This is a genomic window from Evtepia sp. (assembly GCF_034090835.1).
Classification (GTDB): Bacteria; Bacillota; Clostridia; order Oscillospirales; family Oscillospiraceae; genus Evtepia.
On sequence record NZ_JAXDRS010000019.1, the window covers coordinates 20,704 to 45,853 of the forward strand.

General features: G+C 64.1%; 23 protein-coding genes and 1 tRNA gene. 10 read left to right on the plus strand and 14 right to left on the minus strand.

What is annotated here, in order from left to right; translation table 11 throughout:
- Positions 1-21: 21 nt before the first annotated feature.
- From SOR61_RS03580 to SOR61_RS03595, 4 genes are all read left to right on the plus strand, one after another.
- Entirely contained in the window at positions 22-234 is a 213-nt protein-coding gene (locus SOR61_RS03580) for a hypothetical protein (protein ID WP_320611320.1), read from the plus strand.
- A 30-nt stretch (positions 235-264) separates the two neighbouring features.
- Entirely contained in the window at positions 265-2,514 is a 2,250-nt protein-coding gene (locus SOR61_RS03585; protein ID WP_320611321.1) for a DNA topoisomerase (ATP-hydrolyzing) subunit A, read from the plus strand.
- Positions 2,515-2,542: 28 nt separating this feature from the next.
- Positions 2,543-3,214 carry a hypothetical protein gene (locus SOR61_RS03590; protein WP_320611322.1) on the plus strand — a complete coding sequence of 224 codons (672 nt, stop codon included), beginning with the start codon at positions 2,543-2,545 and terminating at the stop codon, positions 3,212-3,214.
- Positions 3,215-3,312: 98 nt separating this feature from the next.
- A tRNA-Gly gene (locus tag SOR61_RS03595) sits at positions 3,313-3,388 on the plus strand.
- An 80-nt stretch (positions 3,389-3,468) separates the two neighbouring features.
- On the opposite strand, the gene SOR61_RS03600 is transcribed toward SOR61_RS03595, so the two are convergent.
- A complete protein-coding gene (locus tag SOR61_RS03600; protein ID WP_320611323.1) occupies positions 3,469-4,458 on the minus strand; it encodes a serine/threonine-protein kinase in 990 nt (329 codons plus the stop codon).
- Between SOR61_RS03600 and SOR61_RS03605 the strand changes: the two genes are divergently transcribed.
- From SOR61_RS03605 to SOR61_RS03615, 3 genes are all read left to right on the plus strand, one after another.
- Complete coding sequence (locus SOR61_RS03605) at positions 4,448-4,756, plus strand: hypothetical protein (protein ID WP_320611324.1); 309 nt, start codon at positions 4,448-4,450, stop codon at positions 4,754-4,756. The genes SOR61_RS03600 and SOR61_RS03605 overlap by 11 nt on opposite strands.
- Positions 4,757-4,836: 80 nt before the next feature.
- Positions 4,837-5,265 carry a hypothetical protein gene (locus tag SOR61_RS03610; RefSeq protein WP_320611325.1) on the plus strand — a complete coding sequence of 143 codons (429 nt, stop codon included), beginning with the start codon at positions 4,837-4,839 and terminating at the stop codon, positions 5,263-5,265.
- An 87-nt stretch (positions 5,266-5,352) separates the two neighbouring features.
- A complete protein-coding gene (locus SOR61_RS03615; RefSeq protein ID WP_320611326.1) occupies positions 5,353-5,712 on the plus strand; it encodes a hypothetical protein in 360 nt (119 codons plus the stop codon).
- Positions 5,713-5,895: 183 nt separating this feature from the next.
- Here SOR61_RS03615 and SOR61_RS03620 read toward each other — a convergent pair whose 3' ends face one another.
- The 7 genes from SOR61_RS03620 to SOR61_RS03650 are packed head-to-tail and all read right to left on the minus strand — an operon-like array spanning position 5,896 to position 12,053.
- The gene (locus SOR61_RS03620; RefSeq protein WP_320611327.1) at positions 5,896-7,206 is read right to left on the minus strand and encodes a penicillin-binding transpeptidase domain-containing protein; all 1,311 of its coding nucleotides are present in this window, start codon (positions 7,204-7,206) and stop codon (positions 5,896-5,898) included.
- On the minus strand, positions 7,137-7,571 hold the full coding sequence (locus SOR61_RS03625; protein WP_320611328.1) for a hypothetical protein: 435 nt from the start codon (positions 7,569-7,571) through the stop codon (positions 7,137-7,139). The genes SOR61_RS03620 and SOR61_RS03625 overlap by 70 nt, the downstream gene beginning before the upstream one ends.
- Before the next feature lie 18 nt (positions 7,572-7,589).
- Positions 7,590-8,093, minus strand: coding sequence for a hypothetical protein (locus SOR61_RS03630; RefSeq protein WP_320611329.1), 504 nt, complete (start codon positions 8,091-8,093; stop codon positions 7,590-7,592).
- Positions 8,094-8,936, minus strand: coding sequence for a rod shape-determining protein MreC (mreC, locus tag SOR61_RS03635; protein WP_320611330.1), 843 nt, complete (start codon positions 8,934-8,936; stop codon positions 8,094-8,096).
- Positions 8,937-8,970: 34 nt separating this feature from the next.
- Positions 8,971-9,561 (minus strand): Maf family protein, encoded by a 591-nt coding sequence (locus SOR61_RS03640; protein ID WP_320611331.1) that lies wholly within the window; start codon positions 9,559-9,561, stop codon positions 8,971-8,973.
- 53 nt (positions 9,562-9,614) lie between these two features.
- The gene (locus SOR61_RS03645; RefSeq protein ID WP_320611332.1) at positions 9,615-11,711 is read right to left on the minus strand and encodes a U32 family peptidase; all 2,097 of its coding nucleotides are present in this window, start codon (positions 11,709-11,711) and stop codon (positions 9,615-9,617) included.
- A 12-nt stretch (positions 11,712-11,723) separates the two neighbouring features.
- The gene (locus SOR61_RS03650; RefSeq protein WP_320611333.1) at positions 11,724-12,053 is read right to left on the minus strand and encodes a cell division protein ZapA; all 330 of its coding nucleotides are present in this window, start codon (positions 12,051-12,053) and stop codon (positions 11,724-11,726) included.
- A gap of 184 nt (positions 12,054-12,237) precedes the next feature.
- Between SOR61_RS03650 and SOR61_RS03655 the strand changes: the two genes are divergently transcribed.
- Genes SOR61_RS03655 through SOR61_RS03665 form a run of 3 tightly spaced genes read left to right on the plus strand, consistent with a single transcriptional unit; the run spans position 12,238 to position 14,781 of the window.
- On the plus strand, positions 12,238-13,197 hold the full coding sequence (locus SOR61_RS03655; protein WP_320611334.1) for a DnaD domain protein: 960 nt from the start codon (positions 12,238-12,240) through the stop codon (positions 13,195-13,197).
- 3 nt (positions 13,198-13,200) lie between these two features.
- Complete coding sequence (locus tag SOR61_RS03660) at positions 13,201-14,205, plus strand: ATP-binding protein (protein ID WP_320611335.1); 1,005 nt, start codon at positions 13,201-13,203, stop codon at positions 14,203-14,205.
- Between the two features lie 18 nt (positions 14,206-14,223).
- On the plus strand, positions 14,224-14,781 hold the full coding sequence (locus tag SOR61_RS03665) for a pyruvate kinase alpha/beta domain-containing protein (protein WP_320611336.1): 558 nt from the start codon (positions 14,224-14,226) through the stop codon (positions 14,779-14,781).
- 51 nt (positions 14,782-14,832) lie between these two features.
- Here the strand turns inward: SOR61_RS03665 and SOR61_RS03670 are convergent, their stop codons facing one another.
- The 6 genes from SOR61_RS03670 to recJ form a co-directional block, all read right to left on the minus strand.
- The gene (locus SOR61_RS03670; RefSeq protein WP_320611337.1) at positions 14,833-16,083 is read right to left on the minus strand and encodes a pitrilysin family protein; all 1,251 of its coding nucleotides are present in this window, start codon (positions 16,081-16,083) and stop codon (positions 14,833-14,835) included.
- Between the two features lie 54 nt (positions 16,084-16,137).
- A complete protein-coding gene (argB, locus tag SOR61_RS03675; RefSeq protein WP_320611338.1) occupies positions 16,138-18,507 on the minus strand; it encodes an acetylglutamate kinase in 2,370 nt (789 codons plus the stop codon).
- Between the two features lie 41 nt (positions 18,508-18,548).
- Positions 18,549-19,259: an amino acid racemase gene (locus tag SOR61_RS03680; protein WP_320611339.1), complete on the minus strand. Its 711-nt coding sequence runs from the start codon at positions 19,257-19,259 to the stop codon at positions 18,549-18,551.
- A gap of 43 nt (positions 19,260-19,302) precedes the next feature.
- Entirely contained in the window at positions 19,303-20,511 is a 1,209-nt protein-coding gene (locus tag SOR61_RS03685) for an ATP-grasp domain-containing protein (RefSeq protein WP_320611340.1), read from the minus strand.
- A 148-nt stretch (positions 20,512-20,659) separates the two neighbouring features.
- Positions 20,660-22,900, minus strand: coding sequence for a bifunctional (p)ppGpp synthetase/guanosine-3',5'-bis(diphosphate) 3'-pyrophosphohydrolase (locus SOR61_RS03690; RefSeq protein ID WP_320611341.1), 2,241 nt, complete (start codon positions 22,898-22,900; stop codon positions 20,660-20,662).
- A 67-nt stretch (positions 22,901-22,967) separates the two neighbouring features.
- On the minus strand, positions 22,968-25,076 hold the full coding sequence (gene recJ, locus SOR61_RS03695; RefSeq protein WP_320611342.1) for a single-stranded-DNA-specific exonuclease RecJ: 2,109 nt from the start codon (positions 25,074-25,076) through the stop codon (positions 22,968-22,970).
- Between the last annotated feature and the right edge of the window lie 74 nt (positions 25,077-25,150).

Here is a 25,150-nt window from a genome sequence, read left to right on the forward strand (position 1 = left end):
CCGGAGAAAAGGAGTCTCTATATGGACAACAAGCAAGCGAGAAAAACCGGCTGCACCATCATGGTCTGCGGCTTCGTGTTCATCGTCCTCACCAAGATCTGGCTGGGGATCGGGTTTGTCGCCGTAGGCCTGCTGTGCATAGCCCTGCTGGGCCGCTGCCCCCACTGCGGCAAGCAGCTCATCACCCTCCCTCCCACCGCCACCCATTGCCCCAAATGCCACGGGAAACTATAACCCCACACCAAACAAGAGGTACGTAACGTTATGGCCAAGAAGAAATCCTATGACCCGGGAAAAAAACGGACCACACCGGAGGGCGTCATGGGCCTGCACGCCCAGGTCCTGGAGCAGCCCATCACCGACACCCTGGAACTCAACTATATGCCCTACGCCATGAGCGTCATCATCTCCCGGGCCATCCCGGAGATCGACGGCTTCAAGCCCTCCCACCGGAAGCTCCTGTACACCATGTATCAGATGAAGCTCCTCTCCGGCGGGCGGACCAAGTCCGCCAACGTGGTGGGCGCCACCATGAAGCTCAACCCCCACGGGGACAGCGCCATCTACGAGACCATGGTCCGCCTCTCCAGGGGCTACGGCGCCCTGCTCCACCCTCCCGTGGACTCCAAAGGCAACTTCGGTAAGGTCTACTCCCGGGACATGGCCTACGCCGCCTCCCGGTACACCGAGGTCAAGCTGGACGGCATCTGCCAGGAGCTCTTCCGGGACATCGACAAGAACGTGGTGGACTTTGTCCCCAACTACGACGGCACCCTCACCGAGCCCCTGCTCCTGCCCACCTCCTTCCCCAACATCCTGGTCTCCGCCAACATGGGTATCGCCGTGGGCATGGCCTCCAACCTGTGCGGTTTCAACCTCTCCGAGGTCTGTGACGCTGCCATCGCCCGGATCAAGGACCCCCAGCGGGATCTGCTGGACTGTCTGAAAGCCCCGGACTTCCCCACCGGGGGCCTGCTCCTCTACGACCGGAAGGAGATGGAGGCCATCTACCGCACCGGCCGGGGCTCCTTCAAGGTCCGGGCCAAGTGGCGGTATGTGAAAAGCGAAAACCTCATTGAGATCTATGAGATCCCCTATACCACCACCGCCGAGGCCATTCTGGATAAGGTGGCAGAACTCATCAAGGCCGGGAAGATCCGGGAGATCGCCGACATGCGGGACGAGACCGACCTGTCCGGCCTGAAACTGGCCATCGACCTGAAACGGGGAACCGACCCGGACAAGCTCATGCAGAAGCTCTTCCGGGCCACCCCCCTCCAGGACTCCTTCGCCTGCAACTTCAACATCCTCATTAACGGCATGCCCAAGGTCATGGGGGTGGGGGAGATCCTGGACCACTGGACCGCCTGGCGCACCGACTGCGTCCGCCGCTCGGCCCAGTACACCCTGGACCAGAAAACCGAAAAGCTCCACCTGCTCCGGGGCCTGGCCGCCATCCTGCTGGACATCGACAAGGCCATCGCCATCATCCGCAACACCGAGCTGGATGCCATGGTGGTGCCCAACCTCATGGAGGGCTTCGGCCTGGACCGCCCCCAAGCGGACTACGTGGCGGACATCCGCCTGCGGAACATCAACAAGGAGTACATCTTAAAGCGCACGGGGGAGATCGAGCAGCTGGAAAAGGACATCGCAGACCTCACCGACCTCATCCAGAAGCCTGCCCGCATCCGGCGGGAGATCATCAAGCAGCTGGAAGGGGTAAAAAAGGCCTACGGAGTCCCCCGCCGCACGGAGATCCTCTCTCAGGACCAGCTGGCGGAAGAGACCCTGCCCCAGGAGGACGTTCCCTCCTACCCCGTCCACCTCTTTCTCTCCCGGGAAGGGTACTTTAAGAAGATCACCCCCCAGTCCCTGCGGATGTCCGGGGAACAGAAATACAAGGAGGGAGACGGCCCTGCCTTCCACTGGGAGACCACCAGCGCAGCGGAGCTCCTCCTCTTCACCGACCAGCAGCAGTGCTACAAGACCTGGGCCAACACCTTCGACGACACCAAGGCCAGCGTGCTGGGAGACTACCTCCCCGCCCGGCTGGAAATGGACGAAGGGGAGAGCCTCTTCTGGGCCTGCCTCCCGGGAGACTACACCGGCCACCTGCTCTTCTTCTTCGCCAACGGCAAGGTGGCCCGGGTCCCTCTGGCGGCCTATCAGACCGTCACCAAGCGGAAAAAGCTCACCGGGGCCTATTCCGATAAGAGCCCCCTGGTGGCCGTTCTCTTTTTGAAGGAGGGCCAGGAGGAAGAGATCCTCTTCACCTCCACCGAGGGCCGGGCCCTCTGCTTCTCCTCCCAGCTGGTCCCCCTGAAAACCACCCGCAGCACCCAGGGCGTCCAGGTGATGACCCTGAAGAAAAACCACAAGGCCGACCGCGCCGCCTTCCTGGACCAGACCCCCGTGGTCAACCAGTCCCGCTACCGGGCCCGGAGCCTCCCCGCTGCCGGCGCCCTGCTGAAGGCAGAAGACCAGGGCGATACCCAGCTCTCCCTGCTCTGACCATCCCCACAGGAAAGGAGTTCCCTCTATGAAACCGCTCTCTCTGGCCCTGCTCACCCTGGCCCTCCTTCTCCTGTCCGGCTGCTCCATGCTGGAGCGCAGCTACACCTCGGTGGTCCCCCACACCCAGTTCTCCGACGAGGCGGAAAACGACGCCATCCTCCGGGCCGACACCTACCAGGGCCTGGTGAGCGCCATCCTCCACCTGGTGGAGCAGGGAGAGGAACGGGGGATCATCCGCCTCTACCAGTACATCAGCCTCACCGGCTCCGCCGCCAGCGACGTGGACAGCGCCTGCCTGGAGGTCACCCAGGAGGACCCCCTGGGCACCTACGCCGTGGACTACATCAAGTACGACGTCTCCCAGACCTCTGCCTACTACCAGGTGAGCGTCTCCATCGCCTACAACAAGAATCCCCAGCTCCTCTCCCAGGTGATCTCGGTCACCGGCAGCACCGCGGTGGAGCGGGAGCTCATCACCCTCCTGCCCAGCAAACCCACCCAGGTCCTCTTCCGCATCAGCTACTTCACCAAGAACGACAGCACCGAGTCCCTCCGGCAGGCCGTGCTGGACGCCTACGCCCAGCAGGTCAGGGCCCTGCCCCCCCTGAAGTCCGTCCAGGTGAACCTCTACCCCGACCAGGGACAGGAACGGCTGGCGGAAATTCTCCTGACCTGGGGGACCCCCAAACAGGGCTGACCGCCCCCCTTTTCACAAGGGCTCAAAAAATTTTTTAAAAAATCCTAACATACCCCTTGACTTTCCGGCGGGGACGTGATAGTATATTCCTTGCCGATGCGAGTGTAGCTCATCTGGTAGAGCGCCACCTTGCCAAGGTGGAGGTAGCGAGTTCGAGCCTCGTCACTCGCTCCATCGCCCAGACAAACGAAGTTTGTCTGGGTTTTTTCTTTCTCTGCACCAAAAAAACCGGAACCAACAGGTTCCGGTTTTTCTCATCTCAAAAGGGGTTCCACCCCCACCAGCACCGCAAAGAGGGCGACCATAAGCACAAAGCCCCAGAGCAGGGCCCCGGCCAGCCGGACCCACAGCACCGGGCTGCGGGTCAGAGGCAGCTTCCGCCAGATGCCCCGGTAGTTCCCCAGCCACAGAGTCTCCAACAGCAGCAGGGCCAGGCAGCACAGGCGGTTGGCCCACAGGAACGCCCCCCAGGCATGTTCCACCTGTAAGGTCAGACTGAGAAAGACCGCCAGGGCGTACCCCAGCCCCGCCACCACCCAGAGGGCGGGTTCTTTCCCTCGAAACCCCGGCGGCAGCCAGGATGGTTTCCTGCGGGACGGGGGATCCCCCAAAACCCGTCTCACCGCCCTGGCCAGGGCCTCCACAGAAGGGTACCGGTTGCGGGGGTCCATCTGGGTGCACCGGGCGATCACCGGAGCGAAGGGTCCGGTGTCCCCCGCCTCCCCCGGTTCCTTGCCGGTGAGCATGGTTTGCAGCAGGACCCCCAACGCGTACAGGTCTGCCGCCGGGGTAGAGGCAGAAAAGCCGTACTGCTCCGGGGCGGCGTACCCCGCCGTGCCCAGCAGGTGGGTGTCCTTCTTCCGGTCCTCCCTGCTCTCCTTGGCCACGTTAAAGTCCACCAGCACCACCCGGTCCTCCCCGGTGAGGATCAGGTTGGAGGGCTTCAAATCCCGGTGGACGATGGGTGGGGTGCGGTGATGCAGGGGCCCCAGGATCTCGCACAGCTGGCAGAGGCAGTCTGCCGCTCGACGGGGAGAAAAGGGACCGTCCTCCTTCAGGCACTCCGCCAACGTCCGGCCGGAGACGTACTCCTCAATGACAACCAGGGTCCCGTCCGCCTCCACCAGCTCCTGGATGCGGGGGATGCCCCTTGGGGCCTGGTCCTGCAAATACTGAAACACCGACCGGTCATATAGCGTCAGGTCCTTGCGCACGTAGATCTTCCCGCTCTCCGTGTGCTGCACCCGGCAGGCCCTCTTCCAAAAGGCCGACCTGCCCCGGAAGTCCGGCTATAAGCTCCTCTCCGGCGAGCGGCGCACCGCCGACCGGGATCAGCTCCTCCGGCTCTTTATCGCCATGGGGCTGACCTTGAAGGAGACCCAGCGGGCCCTCTCCCTCTACGAGATGCCCGTCCTCTACCCCAAGCACCGGCGGGACGCCCTGCTCATCATCGCCCTGAACCGGAGGATCACCTCCGTGGACACCGTGAACCAATGGCTGGAAGAAGCCGGAGAAGCCCCCCTCAACCGAAGCGGCGGCTGAAATTCCCCCAGATTGGGGGAATTTCAGCCGCTTTTTTCTTTTATGATGTTCCCAGCATCATGGAGAAAGGAGGACATCCCATGCCTGACCTCACCACCGGCGATCTCACCCAGGTCCTGCTGCAAACCCCCTTCCCTCAGCTCCCGGCCATCCACGCCGGAAGCGCAGGAACCCCCCAGAGCTTTGCCGGGTACTATCTGAAAAAGCTGGAGGAGAAGCACTGTTCCCGCAGCCAGGCCCTGGCCAAAAGCGGCCTGGAGGTCCACTACGGCTACCAGATCCTGAACGGACGGAAGAAGCCCAGCCGGGACAAGATCCTCTGCCTGTGCATCGGCGGCGGCTTCTCCATCCGGGAGACCAACCAGGCCCTGGTCTGGGCGGAGTACAGCCCCCTGTATCCCCGCCGCCTGCGGGACGCTGCCATCATGCTGGCCCTGAACCAGAAGCTCCCCACCCTCTGGGCGGTGAACGAACGGCTGGCCGAGCTGGACCTGCCCCTGCTGGGATAGCCCCTTATGATGCTCCCAGCATCCCACTTTCTCTCCCCTGTGGGCTACAATATCTCTGTCTGTCTACTTATGAAAAGGAGGAATCCCATGAAAACCGCAAAACTCATCATCGGCATTGTCAGCATCGTCCTCACCGCCCTGATCCTCTTCCAGTCCTGCGCCGCCTCCCTGGGGGACGCCCTGGAAGGGCAGGGAGGCACCAGCGGCGGCGCCGGTCTCCTGGTGGCCATCTTCATGCTCATCGCCGGGATCGTGGCCATCGCCGCCCGGAAGAGCCGGGGCGGCACCATCTTCTGCCTGATCCTCTACGCTGTGGCCGGGGTGGTGGGCCTCACCTGCCACGGCATCTTCGCCGACTTACAGATCTGGGGCGGCCTGTGCCTGGTCTTTGCCCTTCTCTTCCTGCTGAGCCTGCGGAAAACCCCCAAGTCCGACCCTCACCCTTAACTCGAAAGGAGCGTCACCATGGTCCATTCCTCCCCGGGAGCACTGCGCTCCCTTGTCATTCCAAGTATATGGATAGCCTGCCCGGTTATGCCGGGATTATAAGTCCCCCGCCTAAAAAATTTGCCCAAAAACAGCTTACGCGGCCCTTCCCCCACAGGGAAAGGACCGCGCATTGATTTCGTCTCACTCTTGCAGCCAGGCACCCAGCACCTCTGCCGCAGCCTGGCCCAGCTCCGCTCCGGACCCGCCCTGCTCCACCGCAATGGCCAGGGCGATCTCCGGGTCCTCATAGGGGGCAAAACACACCAGCACCGCGTTGGAGGTCTCCTCCCCCGCCACCTGTACTGAGCCGGTCTTGGCCCCCACCTGCACCGGCAGGTTCTGAAAGGCCTTGGCCAGGGACCCCTCCTGGGTCACCGCCAGCATCCCTTCCTTCACCGCTGCCACGTTTTCAGGGGAGAGGTCGGTCTCCCCTAAGACTTTGGTTTCATAGGGCGGTTCCCCCTCCGCTTTCTGGAACAGATGGACCTGCCGCCGCTGGCCGCCGCTCACAAAGGTGGACACCATATGGGCCAGCTGCAAGGGGGTGAACCGGTTGTTCTCCTGGCCGATGGCTGCGGACAGAACGCTCCCCACGTACCAGGGCTCCCCGATGGAAGCGCTGTAATCCGGCCCGGCCACCACCCCGGCTTTTTCCCCTGCCAGCTCGATGCCGGTCTTTTCTCCCAGGCCCAGGGCGTGGGCGTAGGCGTCCAGGGTCTCGATCCCAACCCTTCGCCCGGCGTCGTAAAAGAAGATGTTGCAGGAGTCCGCAATGGCCTCGCTTACGGTTTCCAGCCCGTGGGTCTTGCCCTCCTGCCGGTAGAGCCAGCACTGGGGCTGGGGGTCCTCATAGTAGGTGTACCGCCCGGTGTCTAAAATCTGGGTGTCCGGGGTGAGGTACCCCTCTTCCAGGGCCGCTGCGGCGGTCACCAGCTTAAAGGTGGAGCCGGGGGCATACAGCCCCTGCACCGCCCGGTTCATGAGAGGGTGCCGCTGGTCTGCCGCCAGGGCCTCGTAGTCTGCGGAAAAGGCAGAGGGGTCATACCCCGGCTGGCTCACCATGGCCAGCACCCCGCCGTCCCGGACGTCCAAGGCCACCAGGGCGCCCCCGGCGCCCTGGGCGTGCTCCTCCAGATAGGCAGAGAGCACCTCTTCCCCCCGCCGCTGTAAGTCGATGTCCAGGGTAAGGGTCACGTCCTTTCCGGGGACGGGGACCTCTGCGTACTTCTCCCCGGTGACCCGGCCCTGGGGGTCCCGCTCCAACACCTTTCGCCCTGGCTGGCCGTGGAGCAGGGACTCAAAGGCGGCTTCCGCCCCGTCCTTCCCCACCAGCTCGTCCATGGCGTATCCCTTTTCCCGATAGGTCTCCCATTCCGAGGGGCTCATCTGTCCCACCCGGCCCAACACATGGGGGGCCAGGGTCCCGCTGCCCACTCTCTGGGCCTCCAGCACAAAGGGCTCCCCTTGCAGATCCTCCTGCTCTCCCGGGCCATGAAGGTGGACGAGACCTCCGGGATGGTCCCCTGTCCGTCCCAGAGGATGCCCTCCCGGTGGCATAGATCGGCCAGGGCTTCCCGGTCCTCCCGGGAGAGGTCCTCCTCCACCTGGGCGGTCCAGACCCCCTGGTCCCGGGCCAGGATCTTCCCGTTTCGGTCCAGGAGTTTTCCCCGGGCCGCCGGGACTTCCACCACCTCCGCAATGCTCCGCTGAGACTTCTCATAGTACGCCGCGCCCTGCACCACCTGCAAATTCCAAAGCAGCAGGAAAAACCCCGCCAGCACCGCCGAAAATACACTCCCTGCTACCGTCCAGCGCATATTCCATTCCGTCCTTTCTCAGAGGGATTTCCGTTTCCTTCGCCGTCTCCGCCGGGCTGGTCTGTGCCAGGTCCGGCCCGCCAGGAACACCAGCACCCAGGCCAGAGGATAACTGAGTCCGGAGAGCAGCCATTCCCGCCCGGCGATCACCGCCGGGCCCCAGGGGCCGCTGCCGCTGAGCCAGTGGCCCGCCATGAGGCAGACCTCCCACGCCCCCAGCAGGGGGAGAAAGCAGAGCCACTTTCCCCAAAATCCACCCACTCTGGGGAAAACTACCCCGGACATTCCACCCAGCACCGCCAAAAGCACCATCTGCCATAGGTTTCCCCCAGCCAGGTACCATAGGATTCCACAGAACAGTCCACAGGCCGCCCCCCAGGTCTCTCCCCAGGTCCGGCCTGCGAGATACACCAGCCCGGGAAAGAGCATGGGGCTCACGCCCCACCAGGAGATCCGGCCCAGCACCACGCTCTGCACCGCCAGTCCCCCCAGCCCCAGCAGGCATAGTTTTCCCCCGGACATCTACCGCACCTCCTGAAAGGCCGTCACCACAAACACCTGGGTGAGGCGGGACAGGTCCGCCGACGGGGTGAGGATGGCGGACATGCTCAGCCCTCCCGGGTCCTCCTCCAGGGCGCTCACCTTTCCCACCGAGAGGCCCGAGGGACCGCTGCCGCTCACCGAGTAGGTCACCACCTCTTCTCCCAGCTGCACCTGGGTGTCCAGAGGCAGGCCGCTGAGCTTGCCCTCCTGCCGGGCCAGCAGGGTCAGGTCCCCGGTGAGCTCTCCCAGCTCTCCCGAGCGAATCCCCTGGCCGGTAAGCCGAAAGCCGCCGTCGCACAGGAGGGTCACTTTGCTCCAGGAGGGCCCCGCCTCCTTGATGAGGCCCACCAGCGCCCCCCGCTGGTCCACCACGCACTGCCCCGGGCGAAGCCCCTGGTTCTCCCCCTGGTCCAGGGTGACCTCCCCCTGCCAGTTGTCCGGGGTCCGAGCCACCACCCAGGCGGGGGTCAGGGTCAGATCCCGCCGCCGCTGCTGGAAGCCCAGCAGGGACCGGAGCCGGTCGTTCTCCTCCAGGGCCAGCGCCCCTTCCAGGGCGCCCTGCCGGGCCTGGGCCAGCTCCTGCTCCAGGGCCTGCTTCTCCTGCCGCAGCTGAGAGATCCCCCGCAGGTAGTCCTCCCCCTGGCGCACCGCCCCGGTTACCGACGAAAAAAGGCGCAAAAAGGGCCGCGACACGGTCTCCCCCCATCGTCCCAGCGGCCCTGCGGTTCCGTTCAGAACCACCGTCAGGGCCGCCGCGGTGAGGCTCAGAGACAGAGCCGCGGCTGCTATTTTCATCCATTTGTGCCGGAACCATTCCTTCACGTGGGCCCCCTTTCCGCCGGCGGGGCCTCTGCCCTTACGGGCGGCAGGCGGCCAGCTTCAGACAGTCTACGCCGAAGTCACGAAGGGCTTGTCCCAGGCGATGCACCGGCAGGCCCACCACGTTGTTGTAGTCCCCCCGGATGCCCTCCACCAGAAGGGCCCCATAGCCCTGGATGCCATAGGCTCCTGCCTTGTCCATGGGCTCTCCGGTGCGGACGTAGTCCTGCACCTCTTCCCGCGTCAGGGCCCGGAAGGTCACCTGGGTGATCTCCCGGAAGGAGGTATGCCGCTGCCCCTGGCAGACGGTCACCCCGGTGCACACCAGGTGGTCCTTACCCGCCAGGGAGAGGAGCATGTCCTCCGCCTCCTGGGGGGTGTGGGGCTTGCCTAGAATCCGCCCCTCCGACACCACCACCGTGTCCGCCCCGATGACGATGGTCTCCGGGTCCTCCCCTCGGGCCACCCACAGGGCCTTCTCCCGGGAGAGGATCTCCACCAGGTCCTGGGCGGTGGGCCCGGTATAGGCGCTCTCGTCGATCTCCGGCGATTTGGTTGTAAACTCCAGTCCCATCTGCTCCAGCAGCTCCCGCCGCCGGGGGGATTGGGACGCTAACACTATTTTCATGGTTTTCCTCCGTGGTTTCCATCGAAATGGGGGACCTGCCCCAACTTTTCCCCTTACTCTACCCCGCGGTAATATAAGCCTCGGGTAAACTGGTCCGGCCCCTCTCCTTCGCCCTTCCGGTAGGCCCGGAAGATCGCAGCGCAGGTCTGGGCGTCCTCCCGCAGGAAGGACAGCCGGGCATAGGTGACCCCCAGTCCGGTCCAGTCCGCTTTTTTGTCCGCCAGCCACAGGGCCTTGCCGTTAAAGAGTTCGTTGCGGCAGCCCCAGGCAGACTCCACCGGGAAGGACTCGCCCTTCCGGTCCCGCAGGATCTGGGTGCCGCTCTCGCAGTGGCAGCCCTTCCCCCAGTTCTTCATGATGCAGTTCTCCATGAGCATGAGGGGCAGGTGGCCGTACACCAGAAGTTCGGTCTCCAGGGGCTTATTCAGGTCCCGGATCTGGCCGAACTTCCCCTCAAAGGACACCGTGGCCGAGGCAAAGCCCAGCACCGCCAGCTCCTGGGCGGTGAGGCTGTTGAGAAGTCCCAGGCCAAAGTCCCCTCGGGGGACCAGACCAAACTCCCGGGCCAGAGCCAGCTGGCTCACGTGGCCCAGCAGGGCCTGGGTGGCCCCTGCTTTCTTCGCTTCCTCCAGTTCCTTTCGGAGCCGGGGCAGCTCCCGGTCCCAGACCACCCGGGGGAAGGTCACCCCAAAGGAAATCTCAGGGAAGGCTTCCACCCACCGGGCCAGTTCTTCTCCGTGGCCTGCCCATTCCTGGCTGGGGAGATAGACCAGCTTGGGGCCCTCCTCCAGACAGCTGCGGGAGAGCTGGGAAAACCGGCGGAAGGACAGGGAAAAGGCCGGGGTCTCCCGGCTGCCCTTCTCCTTCCCAGGGGGCTGGAAGGGCACCTGCCGCCGGGGCGGGACCTGGGTGCGGGCCTGGTCCAGCCCTTCCAGCACCTGGCGGCGCAAACCGTTCACCGCGGACAGGGGTACCGACAACCCCTCTTCTGCCTGGACATCCAGGGCAGCCGCCTGATACACGGTGCCGCCGGTCTTGCGCAGCTGCTGTTCCAGCTGTTCCCGGGTCACCGGACGGGTGCGGGCAGGCTGGGGCTCCGCCCCCTGGGCGGTGACGGTATGCCCCTGGTCATCCTGGGCGGTAACGGTGAGGGGCTGGCCCTGCCGCAGGGTGGCGGACAGGGTCACGGGGGAGAGTTTATGCTCTCCCCGGCCGTAAAACTGCCGGGCCTGGGCAAAGAGGTCCTCCGGGTCCCGGGTCCCCTCCTTGCGGATGCCAAACATCTCCGGTCCCTTCCGGTCGGCGTAGTAGCCCTGGGTGAAGCCCTGGCGGGAGAAGGCCGCTTCCAGCTGGGCCAGTTCCTGGGGGCGGGGCTCCCGGCCCTCCCGGAGGGCAGCGGCGTAGATCCCCGTGACCACGGAGACGTACTCCGCCCGCTTCATCCGTCCTTCGATTTTCAGACAGGCAATGCCCATCTCTTCCAGTTCCTTCAGTTCTCCGGCCAGGGAGAGGTCCTTCAGGGACAGGGGATGACAGGTCCCCTTCTCCCCCGGCCAGCCATAGGCCAGGCGGCAGGGCTGGGCGCACAGGCCCCGGTTGCCGCTGCGGCCGCCCAGGAGGGCAGACAGGAAGCACTGGCCGCTGTACGCCATGCACAGGGCCCCGTGGACGAAGAGTTCCAGCTCCACCGGAGACTTCCGGCACAGCCCCTCGATCTCGCTCCGGGGCAGCTCCCGGGAGAGGACCACCCGGGTCATACCCAGGTCAGCGCAGGCCAGAATGCCGTCCAGGTTGTGGACGGTCATCTGGGTGGAGGCGTGGACCTCCATGTCCGGGCAGGTCTCCCGCACCAGCTTGGCCACCCCCAGGTCCTGCACCAGGATGGCGTCCACCCCGATCTCGTTGGCCAGGGCGGCGGTCTCGGCCGCCAGGGGGAGCTCCCGGTCGGTGAGCAGGGTGTTCAGGGTAAGGTAGACCCTGGTCCCCTGCAGGTGGCAGTAAGAGACCCCCTCTTCCAGCTCCTCCCGGGAAAAATTCTTGGCGTTCCGCCGGGCGTTTAAGGGGCCGAAGCCCAGGTAGACCGCGTCCGCCCCCGCCTGGACCGCCGCGCGCAGGGCCTCCGGGGACCCGGCCGGTGCTAACAGTTCCATGCTGCTCTCTCCTTACTTCTTCTCCTGTTTGGCGGCCCGCTCCGCCTTCTTGGCCTCCCGGCGGAGCTCGCTGAGCTCCCGGGACAGCCGGGCGTTTTCGTCCAGGGCCTGTTTCAGCTGGGCCCGCAGGTTATCCGATACCTGCCGCTCCTTGCTGTACTTGTCCGCTACGTTGAGGCAGGCCAGCATGGCCCCGTCGCTGATGGACAGGGTGGTGCCCTTCATGGCCTCGTCCAGCTCTTTATTTACAATGGACGCACACTGCTGGATATAGCTCTCGTCCTCTTCGGCTACAATGTGATATTCCCGATGATGCAGTACAATGGTCACTCGGTTTGCCATATTCTGTTCCTCCAATCCGAGTTATAGTTGCCTTTGGCAAAGTCAGCGTCATTATACCACAATTCGACAGGGTTTCATAGAGGACTTTCCCCTTTCCCCCAGGTCCTGCCCCCTCGTCCCCCTTTACGAAACCGGGTTTTTCCTGTAAAATGAAGGTTCAATCAGGAAACCAAGGAGGTGCGTCATGGCCAAAGACCTGTTTTACCCCGGGAGCATCCTCTCCTTCCACCGGAAGGCAGCGGACAAGCTCATCGCTTCGGGCAGCCCAGACGCCGCCCTGCTCTATCTGTGTCTCCTCGCCGGCCGGGACGCCGCCGCCCTCAAGTGGGACCCGGCCCGTCTGGAGGCCGCCCACCATACCCTGCTCACCCTCCACCTGGCAGACCCGGAGGCCCCCGTCCAGGCCCCGCCCCCCCAGAAGCTGGAGCCGGACGCGCCCCCGGACTACACCACCCAGGACATCACCGTGGCCCTGGCCCAGGGGGGCTTTGCTGCCCTGGTGCCCGAGGTGGAGCGGCTGCTGGGGAAGGTCCTCTCCCCCAGCGACCTGAAAACCCTCTACATGATCTACGACTTTCTGGCCATGCCGCCGGAGGTCATCCTCACCCTGGTGAGCTACTGCGTGGAGGAGGTCGCCAAAAAGCGGGGGCCGGGACGAAAGCCCACCCTCACCCAGATCCGCCGCACCGCCTTCCGCTGGCAGAAGGCAGGGGTGGACTCTCTGGAGACCGCCGACGCCTACCTCCGCCGCCTGGCCCGTCTGAGCAGCCGGGGCATGGAGATCATGGCCCTGCTGGGCCACCCCGACCGGGCCCCGGTGGACCGGGAGGCGGAGTATCTGGACGCCTGGATCACCATGGGCTTCGACGACGAGGCCCTCACCATGGCCCACGACCGTACGGTCTTCCAGCTGGGCAAGTTCCAGTGGAGCTATATGAACGGCATCCTGCTCAGCTGGCAGAAGCAGGGGCTGTCCACCGCAGCGGAGATCCGCCAGGCAGAGGACCGCCGCCGGGCAGGCTTCACCCGGCCCGCCCCCAACCGGGCCAAAGGGCAGGCTCCCCTGCCCTCCGACGACATTGGACGGATGCTGGAGGAGGCTGCCCGGCAGCAAGCCCAGCAACACCCACACAAGGAGGGATAACCCATGGCATACAGTGAAGGGATCATCGCCCGGGCGGAGCGCCGCCTGAAGGAGCAGCAGGAGGCCCACCGGGCCCAGCAGCAGGCCAGGCGGGAACAAATCTTCCGGGCCCTGCCCCGGACCCGGGAGATCGAGCGCACCCTGCGGCAGACCGCCCCTCGGATCCTGGCCGCCAGCCTGAAACAGGGGCTGGGTCAGGAGGAGGCCCTGGCTGCCCTCCGGCGGGAGAACCTGGCCCTCCAGGATGAGGAAGCCGCCCTGCTGGCCCAGGGGGGCTTTCCCCCGGACGCATTGGACGACCAGCCCTTCTGCCCCCTGTGCAATGACCGGGGCTGGAAGGGTCAGACCATGTGCCGGTGTCTGTCTGCCCTCTGCCGTCAGGAGCAGATTCAGGAGCTCTCCTCCCTGCTGAACCTGGGGGAACAGTCCTTTGAGACCTTCCGCCTGGACTACTACGACCGCCAGACCTGGCCGGAGTTCAAACGCTCCCCCCGGGAGACCATGGAGATCATTCTCTCCACCTGCCGCAGCTATGCCGAGCTCTTCGGCTCCTACCCCCACAAAAACCTCTTCCTCAACGGCAACCCGGGCCTGGGCAAGACCTTCCTCTCTGCCTGCATCGCCCGGGTGGTGGCGGAAAAGGGCTTCTCTGTGGTGTACGACACCGCCGCCAACATCTTCTCCCGGTTTGAGACCCGGAAGTTCGCCCGGAACGCCGAGGACGCCCGTCAGGCAGAGGCCGACGCCCAGCGGTATCTCCGCTGCGACCTGCTCATCCTGGACGACCTGGGCAGCGAGTTCACCACTCCCTTCGTCCAGTCCGCCTTGTACGAGCTCATCAACACTCGGCTGGTGGAGCAAAAGCACACCGTCATCTCTTCCAACCTGAACCTGGATGGCATCCGCCAGCGGTACTCCCCCCAGGTGGCCTCCCGGCTGGAAGGAGAATACTTTATTATGGCCTTCTTCGGCCAGGACATCCGCCTGCTGAAAAAGCAGCTGCGGTAAGAGAAAGGAGAGCGTTCCATGCGTATCTACGACACCCCCGGCCCTGCCAACACCGCCGAAACCCTTCGCCTGGCCTTAGACTGCGCCCAGGAGCGGGGCCTGGACCTGGTGGTGGCCTCTTCCTCCGGCCAGACTGCCCTGACCCTGCTGGACCTGGCTAAAGAGACCGCCTTCCCCCACCGGATCGTGGTGGTCCGCCACGTCTACGGGATGCACGCCCCAGGAGAAAACGACATGCCCCAGGACGTCTATGACCAGCTGGTGGCCCAGGGAGTCCCGGTGGTCACCGCCGCCCACGCCCTGTCCGGGGGAGAGCGGGGGCTCAGCAACCAGTTTGGCGGGGTCTCCCCGGTGGAGGTCATGGCCGCCACCCTGCGGATGCTGGGTCAGGGCACCAAGGTCTGCGTAGAGATCGCCCTCATGGCGCTGGACCACGGGTCCATCTCCTACGGCAAGCCTGTGGTGGCGGTGGGAGGCTCTGCCCACGGGGCGGACACCGCCTGCGTCCTCACCCCCGGCTACACCGCCCATCTGCTGGACACCAAGGTCCACGAAATTCTCTGCAAGCCCTATTAAACCCCACAACAAAAGGCCCGACGGCATTGCCGTCGGGCCTTTTTTCACGTCTCAGGAAAACAGAAGGGCTTTGTATTCCTCCACAGTGCGCACCTGGCCCACGGCGGACAGGGATACCTGGTCCCAGCGCAGCAGCTGCTGGGCCAGCTCCATCACGTCCTGACGGGTCACCCCGTCGTAGGCGGCGATGATCTGCTCAGGAGAGAGGATCTCCCCGGTAAAGAGCAGGGACCGCCCGGCGTGGCTCATCCGGGCCTGGGTGGATTCCAGCCCCATGACCACGTTGGCCTTGGACTGCTCCCGGGCCCGCTCCAGCTCCTCGGGGGTGGGCCCTTCCTTTAGGAAGGTCTCCACCACCTGGCGGATGGTGGTGAGGGCTTTTTCCTCAGTCTCCCGGTTGAGGGCGGTGTAGATGCAGAACACGCCGGTGTCCTCGTGGCCCGCCCCATAGGAGTAGACCGTGTAGCACAGGCCCTGCTGCTCCCGCACCTGCTGGAACAGGCGGGAGGAGACCCCGCCCCCCAGGATGGAGGAGAGCAGCTGCAAGGCAAACCGCTTGGGAGAGTGGTAGGTGAGGCCGGGGAAGGCCAGGGTCAGGTGATTCTGCTCAATGGGCTTTTCCGTCACCACGAAGGAGGGGGTATACACCGCCGGAGGCTGGGGTTCCGCCTCTCCCCCGGGGAGGGTGGCAAACCGCCGCCGGATCTCCTCCAGCACCTGGGGAGGGATGCTCCCCGCCAGGGCCACCACGGTGTTGTCTGCCCGGTAATGGCGCTGGTGGTAGGCCCGGAGAGAATTCCCCGTCATGGTCTTTAAGGTCTCGGGGCTACCCAGAATGGGCCGGGCCAGAGAGGAGCCCTGAAAGACCTGGCCGAAGAGCTTCTCCGCGCACAGGTCGTCGGGGGTGTCCTCATACATGTCGATCTCTTCCAGGATAACGCCCCGCTCGGTCTCCACTGCCTCCTGGGTGAAGGAGGAGTGGTACACCATATCCCACAGGATGTCCAGGGCCTGGAGCAGGTGGCTGTCCAGCACCCGTCCGTAAAAGCAGGTACACTCCTTGGTGGTAAAGGCGTTCATCTGGCCGCCGATGGCGTCGGTCTGGCGGGCGATGTCCGCCGCCGACCGGTGCTCGGTGCCTTTGAACAGCATATGTTCGATAAAGTGGGCTGCTCCGGACTCCTCCGGACGCTCCTCCCGGGAGCCGCCGCCCACCCAGATGCCCCGGGCGGCGGACCGGACGGTGTCCATCCGTTCGGTCACAATGCGCACCCCGTTGGGGAGGGTTTCCATCTGAACCATAGGGTCTCTCCTTCCTTTGGGTCACAGGGTCGGGAAAGACCCGTTTCCAGATCCTTACCGTTTCTTTTCCATGGTGGTGCCCAGGGACTTCTCCGAGATGGATTCCAGCAGCACCGCGTGCTCCATCCGGCCGTCCAGCACCGTCACCGCGCCCACGCCGTGCTCCACGGCGTGGATGCAGTTCATGGTCTTGGGGATCATGCCGCCGGCGATGAGCCCGCTGTCAATGAGTTCCTTGGCCCGGCTCACGTCCATCTTGGCGATCCGGGTGCTCTGGTTGTGGCTGTCCACCAGAATGCCGTCGGTATCCGTGAGGAAGACCAGCTTATCTGCTCCCATGGCTTCCGCCACAGCCCGGGCGGCGTCGTCGGCGTTGCAGTTGTACACCGTGCCGTCCTCGCCCCGGGCGATGGGAGACACCACGGGCAGATAGCCCCCGTCCAGCAGGGTGCGCAGCAGCCGGGGGTCGACCCGGGTGATGGTACCCACCTGGCCCAGGTTCTTGTCCTTCTGACGGGCGGTGATAAGGCCGCCGTCCCGGCCGGAGACACCGCAGGCCTTGGCGCCGATCCGCTCCAGGGCGCCCACAATGGTCTTGTTCACCCGGGCGGACAGGGCCATCTCCGCAGCCTCCAGCACAGGCTGGCTGGTGACCCGATAGCCGTCGGCAAACTGGCTCTCCACGTTGAGCTTATCCAGCAGGGCGGAGATCTCTTTGCCCCCGCCGTGGACCAGCACCACCCGAACGCCCACGGACTGCAGGGCAGCGGCGTCTTCCAGGATGGTGTCGGTAGAGGCGGCGTTCAGAGCGGAGCCGCCGTATTTGATCACAATGGTTCTCCCCTCGTACCGGCGCAGCAGGGGCAGCACATCCAGCAGGGCGCGGACCTTGCTCATACCGTCCATGCCGTGCTGCACGTCGTACTCGTGGAGATACTGCTTGGCATAGTCTACGTCAGAGGGGCAGTCAATATACTCAATGCCCCGCTTCTGCCGGGTCTCAGCCCCCTTACCGGTGAGCAAAATCACCGTGGGCACCTGAGAGCCCATCACGGCCTGACGGATGGCCTCGCCCCGGTCGGGCACGATGGAGTAATCGCAGCCCTCCTGCTCCACGTACTGAGCGATATCCCGGCAGATATCCTGGATGGGCTCCTCTCCCGGGTCCTCCTCGGTGAGGATGACCAGGTCGGAGTTCTGGCCGGACACTTCGCCCAGGTCCCGGCGGCGGTCATAGGCCTTGTAGCCGGGGCAGCCGAAGACGGTGACGATCCGCTTGCCGGGGTACTCCTCCTTCACCGACTGGAACAGGGTCTCAAAGGACAGCCGGTTGTGGGCGTAGTCCACGATGACGGATACCTTTTCGTCGGCGTTGGTATAGACCTCCATCCGGCCGGGCACCCGGGCCTTCATAAGGCCGGCAAAGGCGTACTGCTCGGGAATACCCAGAGCCTCGCACACGGCCAGGGCGGCCAGGGCGTTCTGCACGTTAAACAGGCCGGGCATGGTCAGGCGGAACTCCCGGTTGTACCGGGGGGTCTTTACCCGGAAGAGGATATCGCCGCCGGCCTTGCGCACCTGGGAGCCGAAAATGGTGGCGGAGGGGTCCTTCCGGGAGAAGGTGATCATCCGGGGGCAGCTCTTCCGGGCCGCCTCCAGCACCCGGTCGGCGTGGTCGCAGTCCAGGTTCACGCAGGCAGCCGCAGCCTGGGAGAAGATCCGCAGCTTGGAGGCAAAGTAGTCCTCAAAGTCCGGGTGCTCAATGGGAGAGATGTGGTCCATGCCGATGTTCAGGAACACCGCCGCGGCAAACTCCACGTTCTTCACCCGGTCGTACTTCAGGGCCTGGCTGGAGACCTCCATGGTGAGGTAGCGCATACCGGTGGAGACACCGTTGGCAAAGTGGCGCTCCAGGTCCAGGGGCTCCGGGGTGGTCAGGTGGGACTCAAACTTCTCTACCCCGTCGAAGGTCTCGATGGAGGAGATGACCCCGCTGGGGGTCTGCTTCTTGGCGGCCAGATACTCGTCGAAGATGTACTTTAAGTAGTAGGCCGTGGAGGATTTTCCCTTGGTGCCGGTGATGCCCACCACGCTGAGCTTGGCGGAGGGGTGGTTGTAGTAAAAGTCGGCCAGCAGAGCCATGGACAGGCGGACGTCGGACACCTGCAGGCAGGGCAGGTCCACCTGGTCATAGGGCTTTTCCGCCAGGTAGGCGAAGGCGCCCTTCTCCTTGGCCGACTGGAGAAACTCTACCTTAAAGTGGGCGCCCTTGCAGATAAACAGGGTGCCGGGGGTGACCGTCCGGGAGTCACAGCTCACCAGGGAGACCTCCCGGGTGAGGGGGGCGCCGGAGAAGTCCAGCAGCAGGTTTTTCTTCTGTAACAGCTGAATGTAATCCCCCAGGGGATAAAGGGTCAGGTTCATGGCGTACGGTCCTTTCCTTGTGTGAATGGGTGCGCCCCCGGTCAGATGTTCCGCAGGCGCTTGCCGCAGCGGAGGATGGCCTGCTCGGCCAGGACCTCCATGGCGTCAATATAGTAAGGGGGCAGGCTGTGGAGGCTGCGGTATACCGACAGCTCCGTGCAGCCCAGGATGGCGCAGTCGCACCCCACAGAGCGCAGGTAGGAATCTACCTCCGCAAACTTTTCCCGGGAGCCGGTCTCCCCCCGCTTGATCTCGTCGTAAATGATGGACATGACCACCTTCTGCAGGGACTCGGGCAGGGTCACTGCCTCCAGGCCCGCCGCCTCCAGCTCCTTCTGGTAGATGCCGGTTTTGACGGTCCCGTCGGTGGCCAGGATGCCCACCCGGTGTTTGCCCGCCGCCTGGATGGCCTGGACGGTCTCCCGGATCATGTGGATGATGGGGACCTGGAGCTGGGCCTGGAGCCGGTCGGCAAAGTAGTGGGAGGTGTTGCAGGGGATGGCAAGCACGGTGCAGCCTGCCCGCTCCAGCAGCTGGGCATCCGCCAGCAGGGCGGAGAAGACCTCCTCCTCCCGGCCCCCCAGAATCCCCGCCGTCCGGTCGGGGATCTTGGCGTCGCTCCAAATGAGCACCCGCAGGTGCTCCTGATCGGTCTCGGCCTGGGTGCGGTCAATGATCCGCTGATAAAAGGTGTTGGTGGCCTGGGGACCCATGCCCCCCAGCACGCCTAAAATGCCTTCTTTTTCTGTCATAGGACACTTCCTCTTCTGCCCCCATAGGGGCGCGCGGCAGTGGTTACTTCTTCTTCTCGTAGTACTGGCTGAACTTCTTGAAGTGGCCCAGATAGTTCTTCTTCATGCGCAGGGTGCGGCCCAGGGCCTTGTCCTTGCTGTAAAACAGGGGGGAAACCTCCTGTCCCTGGTGCATCCGCTCCTTCATCTCCTGGTGGTAGTCGGAGACGATGTAGTCAAAGGCCACCTTCTTGGGTACCACCCGCCACAGGCTGGGGTTGTCCCCCAGGACGAAGGGCAGGTCCTTTTCCTCAATCCGGTCTTCCACCACCAGCTTGGCGATGTTGTATCCGGCGCCGGTGACGTAGTAGTTGCTCCGGCCCTGGCGGCAGTTGATCTCAAAGACCTTGTACTTGCCGTCCCGCTGGTCGTACTTGATGTCAAAGTTGGAGAAGCCCAGATAGCCCATTGCCTCCAGGAAGGTCTTCATCTTCTGGCACAGCTCCCGGTTGACCTCGGTGAGGATCACCGCGTGGTTGCCGATGCCGTGGGGGGTGTGCTCCTCCAGGAGCACATGGCCCAGACACATGAGCTTCACCTGGCCGTTGCGGTCAGAGTAGTTGGTGAGCACCCGCATATAGCTGTCGTCCCCGGGGATGAAGTCCTGGATGATCATGGTGTCCGGGTAGCCGGAGGCATAGACCTTGTCCAGCACCTCCTCCAGATTCTCCCGGGTGGGACAGGTAAAGACCTTCTCGTTGCCGGGGAAGGGATGCTCCCAGTAGGCCACGCCGTTGGAGGGCTTGCAGATATAGGGGGGATCGAAGGGCAGGGTGAAGTCGTGGCCCATCTCCTTGCGGTAGATGAAGGTGGCCGGATGGTCGATGCCGTACTGGTCGCACAGATCGTAGAACTTCTCCTTGTTGATGAGGGTGTTGATGAGCTCCCCGCTGACGTAGGGGGCCACGCAGTTGGCCGGGAACCGGTCCTTATTCTCTGCGGCCAGCTTCACGTAGCTGTCTCCGCAGCCCAAGACCAGGATGGTCTTGTTGGGGAACTCCCCGGCCACGGTCTCCACGTTCCGGCGGAAGGTCTCCCCGTCCTCGTTCTGGGCGCAGACCCGGTAGTCGATGATGTGGGAGCCGTAAGCCGGACCCGAGGCATACTTGCCGTAGCAGATGGACTTGACCCCATAGGCCTCATGGAAGGCCCGGGCCACGCTGTAAACATTGATATCCCCGCCAAAGAGCAGGGGCTGGAAGGTGTGTTCCATAGTTGATACGCTTCCTTACTTTTCCCGGGAAAGGCAAAGAGCCGTTTTCTCCGGCTCCTCTTTGTGTTCCCGTTTCTTGGTGGATTTATACAGGCCGTCTGCCTGCAAGACCCCCTCTCCCCCATTGGGGAAAGGGGGTGAAACATGCTCAGCCGCTGACCCGGGTCACGTGATAGACCCCGGAGATCTGGTTGAGTTTATTCATAATGGTGGTCACTTCGCTCTGGGTGCGGACTTCGACCACCAGATTGATCTTGGTGTAGCCGTCGGGCAGGACGTTTACTGTCATGCCCAGGATGTTGATCTTGGCCGTGGACAGCACCGCTGCCACGTCCATGGCCAGGCCCTGGCGGTCCTTGGCGATGAGCTCCAGGGCGGTCTTATAGGTGTTGAGGCTGCCGGCGTCCCAGCTGACCTTGATCCAGCGGTCGGCTTCCTCCGGCCGGCGGCGGCTGGAGATGGCGTTGGGACAGTCCGCCCGGTGGACGGACACGCCGTAGCCCCGGGTGATAAAGCCGATGATCTCGTCTCCGGGCACGGGGGTGCAGCACTTGGCAAACTTCACCATGCACTCGGTCATCCCCGAGACGATGACGCCGGACACGGAGTGCTTGCGGTTACCCGACTTGGCCACGCCCCCGTCCAGGGCGGCAGCCACCTTGGCCGCCTCCTTCTCCGCTTCCTGGGCCGCCCGCTCGGCGGCCAGGCGCTCGGCCTGCTGGCGGTCCTGGTGGACCACTTCTTCTCTCACCCGGTTGGCGCACTTCTGGGCAGAGGCGCCGCCGTAGCCGATGGCGGCGTACATCTCCTCCAGGGAGTGTAAGCGGACCTTCTCCAGCACGTGGGGCAGCATGTGCTCGGTGGTGATCATGGCAATGGTGATGCCCAGGCGCTTGAGCTCGCCCTCGAACATGGCCCGGCCGGTGGCCACGTTCTCCTCCCGCTTCTCCCGCTTGAACCACTGGCGGATCTTGGTGCGGGCCTGGTTGCTCTTGGCCAGCTTCATCCAGTCCCGGCTGGGGCCCTTGGCGTTCTTGGAGGTGATGACCTCCACGATCTCGCCCGACTTGAGCCGGTAGTCAAAGCCCACGATGCGTCCGTTGACCTTGGCGCCGGTCATGGAGTTGCCCACAGCGGAGTGGATGGCGTAGGCAAAGTCAATGGGGGTGGCGCCGGCGGGGAGGTTGATGACGTCGGCGTTGGGAGTAAAGACAAAGACCTCGTCGGCGAACAGGTCCACCTTCAAGGTGCGGATATATTCCTCAGCCTCGGTGTCCTGCTGGTTTTCCAGCAGACGGCGCACCCAGGCGAAGGTCTCTTCGGTGCCCAGCTGCTTGCTGGACAGACCCTGCTTATACTTCCAGTGGGCGGCCACGCCGTACTCGGCCATGTGGTGCATCTCCCAGGTGCGGATCTGCACCTCGAAGGGGATGCCCTCGGAGCCGATGACGGTGGTGTGGAGGGACTGGTACATGTTGGGCTTGGGGGTGCCGATGTAGTCCTTGAACCGGCCCAGCACAGCCTTGTACATGTCGTGGATGCAGCCCAGCACCCCGTAGCAGGTGGGGATGTCGTCCACGATCACCCGGAAGGCGTACAGGTCAAAGATCTCGCTGAGCTTCTTGTTCTGGGCGTACATCTTCCGGTAGATGGAGTACACATGCTTCACCCGGCCGTAGACGGTGCCCTTGATGCCCTCCTTGGCCAGGCGGGCCTGGATCTCGTTCTGGATGCGCTCCATAAAGGCGGCGTGGGCCTGGGCCTGGCGCGCCAGCTCCTGGTCGATCTCGTTGTAGGCCACCGGGTCCAGAAACTTTAAGGACCGGTCCTCCATCTCCCACTTCATCCGCTGCATACCCAGCCGGTGGGCGATGGGGGCGTAGATCTCCAGGGTCTCCAGGGCTTTTTCCCGCTGCTTCCGCTCGGACTGGTACTCCATGGTCCGGATGTTGTGGACCCGGTCGCAGATCTTGATGAGGATGACCCGGATGTCCTTGGCCATGGCCATGAGCATCTTCCGCAGATTTTCCATCTGCTTCTCCTCGGTGGAGGTGTACTGCACCCGGGTGAGCTTGGTGACCCCTTCCACCAGGTCGGCCACCGTCACCCCGAACCGCTTGGAGACTTCCTCGTGGGTGGCCTCGGTGTCCTCAATGGTGTCGTGGAGCAGGGCGGCCATCACCGAGTCGGCGTCCAGCCCCAGCTCCGCCACCAGATGGGCCACCTCCAGAGGGTGGGTGATGTAGGGGGAGCCGTCCTTGCGCAGCTGTCCGTTGTGGTGGTCCCGGGCGTAGGTGTAGGCGTCCCGCACCTGGTTTTTCTCCTCTTCCGAGAAGTTTTTCAGTTTATCTTCCAGTTCTTGAAAACGCAGATCCAATCTATCTTCCATAGGCGGGCTCCTTTCGGTTTGTTGTTCCAGCCGGTTCCCCGGGACCCGGCCGGAACGGCCGCCTCTCTCAGGAACTGGCGCTGCTGCGGTTCATCGACCCATCCTCCTCCCAGGCGATGGCCTGGAGCCGCTGGATGATGGGGGCCTGGAACAGGGCGACCTTGCCCCGCTCCTTTCGTTTTTGCAGGCGGACCCGGATGATATGGTTCTCCTCCTGCCAGATCTTCACCAGGCCGAACTGCTCCAGCACGTCCAGGCAGATCATGGTCCGCAGGGTGGACTCCCAAAGGTCCTCCTCGTGGGCCACTTTTCGCGCCAGACGGATGGGGGTATCGGCCACTTCCCCGTTGCGCCGGGCCAGATAACGCCACACGGCGGCAAACTCATCCCGGCGGGGGATCATGGAGCGGGCCTCCCAGGGGGTGATCCGCTCGCCCCGGCAGAACCGGCGGTAGAGCTCCTGCTCGCTGAGCTGCTTGGTGGAGTAGGAGGGGCGCAGGTCCACCAGGTGGAGCTGCACCGTCCGGGACCCCCGGTACTCGTTGATCTGGGGATAGAAGGCCACATCCGCCTTGTCCCCCACGGAAAGGCCCGACTGGGCCCGGGTCACGGAAAAGAAGATCATATCCACCGTCCGGCCGTCCCGGCTGGCCCGCATCTTCAGGTGGCGGCCGCCGCCCACGTCGGACAGGCAGGTCACCGTCACCCCGGACAGGGAGAACACCGGCTTGGGGTTGCCCGCCCCGTAGGGCTCCAGCATGGACAGGGCTTCCACTTCCTCCACGGTGAGGATGGAGGCGTTTTCGATCTCTCCGTCGATTTGCAGGGTGGAGACCATCTCCTCCCCGCCGGTATTGGCCCGGACGATCTCCTGCATTCTCTCCCGGAAGGCGGGGATGTTCTCCTCCTTGATGGAGAAGCCTGCGGCCAGCATATGGCCTCCGTACCCTTCCAGCAGGTCGGAGCACTGGTCCAGGGCGCAGAACAGGTTAAACCCGCCGTAAGACCGGCAGGAACCCTTGCCCTTGCCGTCCTCCTGCAGGCAGATCATGAACACGGGGCAGGCGAACTGTTCGCTCAGGCGGGAGGCCACAATGCCCACCACCCCCTGGTGCCAGGTCTTATCTGCCAGCACCAGGCAGTCGTACTGCTTCCGCCCGGACAGCTGGTCCAGGCACTGGTTAAAGATGGACAGCTCCACCGCCTGACGCTGGCGGTTGAGCTCGCACAGCTCGTGGGCCAAGAGTTCGGCCCGGCTGGTATCCTCTGTGAGGATGAGCTCGGCGGCCATGGCCGCCCGGCCCATCCGGCCGGCGGCGTTGATCCGGGGGGAGAGACAATACCCCACGGTGGTGGAGGTGATGGCCCGGTTCAGGGTGCCTGCCTCCAGCATGAGGGCGTACAGCCCCCGCCGCTTGGTTTTTTTCAGGTGGTTCAGACCCACCCGGACAATGGTGCGGTTCTCCCCCAGAAGCTGCATTACGTCCGCCACCGTACCCACGGCGGTGAGGTCTGCATACTCATGGAAGAGGGCCCGATACCGGGCGGGACCGCCCAGGGCCATGACCAGCTTCAGGGCCACGCCCACGCCGGCCAGCTCTTTAAAGGGATAGGGGCAGTCTTTCCGACGGGGGTCCACCACCGCCAGGGCGGCGGGGAGCTCCTCCTTGCACTCATGGTGGTCGGTGATGATCATATCCAGACCCAAACCGGCGGCGTACCGAACCTCTTCCACGGCGGTGATCCCGCAGTCCACGGTAATGATCAGCTTCACGCCCTCCTGGGCCAGCTGATCCAGCGCCTGGTTGTTGACCCCGTATCCCTCCTCCAGCCGGTTGGGGATGTAGTAGATCACCTCTCCCCCCTGGCTGCGCAGGTAGTGGGTCAAAAGGCAGGTGGAAGTGATGCCGTCCACGTCGTAGTCGCCGTAGACCGCGATCTTTTCTCCGTTGCGCAGGGCCCGCCCAATTCTGGCCACAGCCAGGTCCATATCTTTCATGAGAAAGGGGTCCTGGAGCTGATCCTCTCCGCTGGAGAGCAGCATCCTGGCCTCATCCAGGCAGGTAATCTCCCGGGCGCAGAGGGTGGATGCGACCAGGGTAGGGATCCCCTGTTTTCGCATGGCCTTATAGGCCTCCTCTGGTCGATGTGTGATATTCCACTGCTGATATTTCATGGTTGGTCCTCGTTTGGGAAAATTTCTGCCTCTCTCCCTCCCCTCCATTTTTTGGGAGGAAAAGGAAAAATGCA

Bases quoted from the DNA above. Each gene is read 5' to 3' on its own strand.
- SOR61_RS03610 (WP_320611325.1), top strand. From the start codon at position 4,837: ATGCCTGACCTCACCACCGGCGATCTCACCCAGGTCCTGCTGCAAACC.
- SOR61_RS03585 (WP_320611321.1), top strand. From the start codon at position 265: ATGGCCAAGAAGAAATCCTATGACCCGGGAAAAAAACGGACCACACCG.
- argB (WP_320611338.1), bottom strand. From the start codon at position 18,507: ATGAACCTGACCCTTTATCCCCTGGGGGATTACATTCAGCTGTTACAG.
- SOR61_RS03625 (WP_320611328.1), bottom strand. From the start codon at position 7,571: ATGCGCTGGACGGTAGCAGGGAGTGTATTTTCGGCGGTGCTGGCGGGG.
- SOR61_RS03650 (WP_320611333.1), bottom strand. From the start codon at position 12,053: ATGGCAAACCGAGTGACCATTGTACTGCATCATCGGGAATATCACATT.
- SOR61_RS03670 (WP_320611337.1), bottom strand. From the start codon at position 16,083: ATGGTTCAGATGGAAACCCTCCCCAACGGGGTGCGCATTGTGACCGAA.
- SOR61_RS03690 (WP_320611341.1), bottom strand. From the start codon at position 22,900: ATGGAAGATAGATTGGATCTGCGTTTTCAAGAACTGGAAGATAAACTG.
- SOR61_RS03685 (WP_320611340.1), bottom strand. From the start codon at position 20,511: ATGGAACACACCTTCCAGCCCCTGCTCTTTGGCGGGGATATCAATGTT.
- recJ (WP_320611342.1), bottom strand. From the start codon at position 25,076: ATGAAATATCAGCAGTGGAATATCACACATCGACCAGAGGAGGCCTAT.
- SOR61_RS03630 (WP_320611329.1), bottom strand. From the start codon at position 8,093: ATGTCCGGGGGAAAACTATGCCTGCTGGGGCTGGGGGGACTGGCGGTG.
- SOR61_RS03640 (WP_320611331.1), bottom strand. From the start codon at position 9,561: ATGAAAATAGTGTTAGCGTCCCAATCCCCCCGGCGGCGGGAGCTGCTG.
- SOR61_RS03590 (WP_320611322.1), top strand. From the start codon at position 2,543: ATGAAACCGCTCTCTCTGGCCCTGCTCACCCTGGCCCTCCTTCTCCTG.
- SOR61_RS03655 (WP_320611334.1), top strand. From the start codon at position 12,238: ATGGCCAAAGACCTGTTTTACCCCGGGAGCATCCTCTCCTTCCACCGG.
- SOR61_RS03580 (WP_320611320.1), top strand. From the start codon at position 22: ATGGACAACAAGCAAGCGAGAAAAACCGGCTGCACCATCATGGTCTGC.
- SOR61_RS03660 (WP_320611335.1), top strand. From the start codon at position 13,201: ATGGCATACAGTGAAGGGATCATCGCCCGGGCGGAGCGCCGCCTGAAG.
- SOR61_RS03680 (WP_320611339.1), bottom strand. From the start codon at position 19,259: ATGACAGAAAAAGAAGGCATTTTAGGCGTGCTGGGGGGCATGGGTCCC.
- SOR61_RS03665 (WP_320611336.1), top strand. From the start codon at position 14,224: ATGCGTATCTACGACACCCCCGGCCCTGCCAACACCGCCGAAACCCTT.
- SOR61_RS03615 (WP_320611326.1), top strand. From the start codon at position 5,353: ATGAAAACCGCAAAACTCATCATCGGCATTGTCAGCATCGTCCTCACC.
- SOR61_RS03645 (WP_320611332.1), bottom strand. From the start codon at position 11,711: ATGGAACTGTTAGCACCGGCCGGGTCCCCGGAGGCCCTGCGCGCGGCG.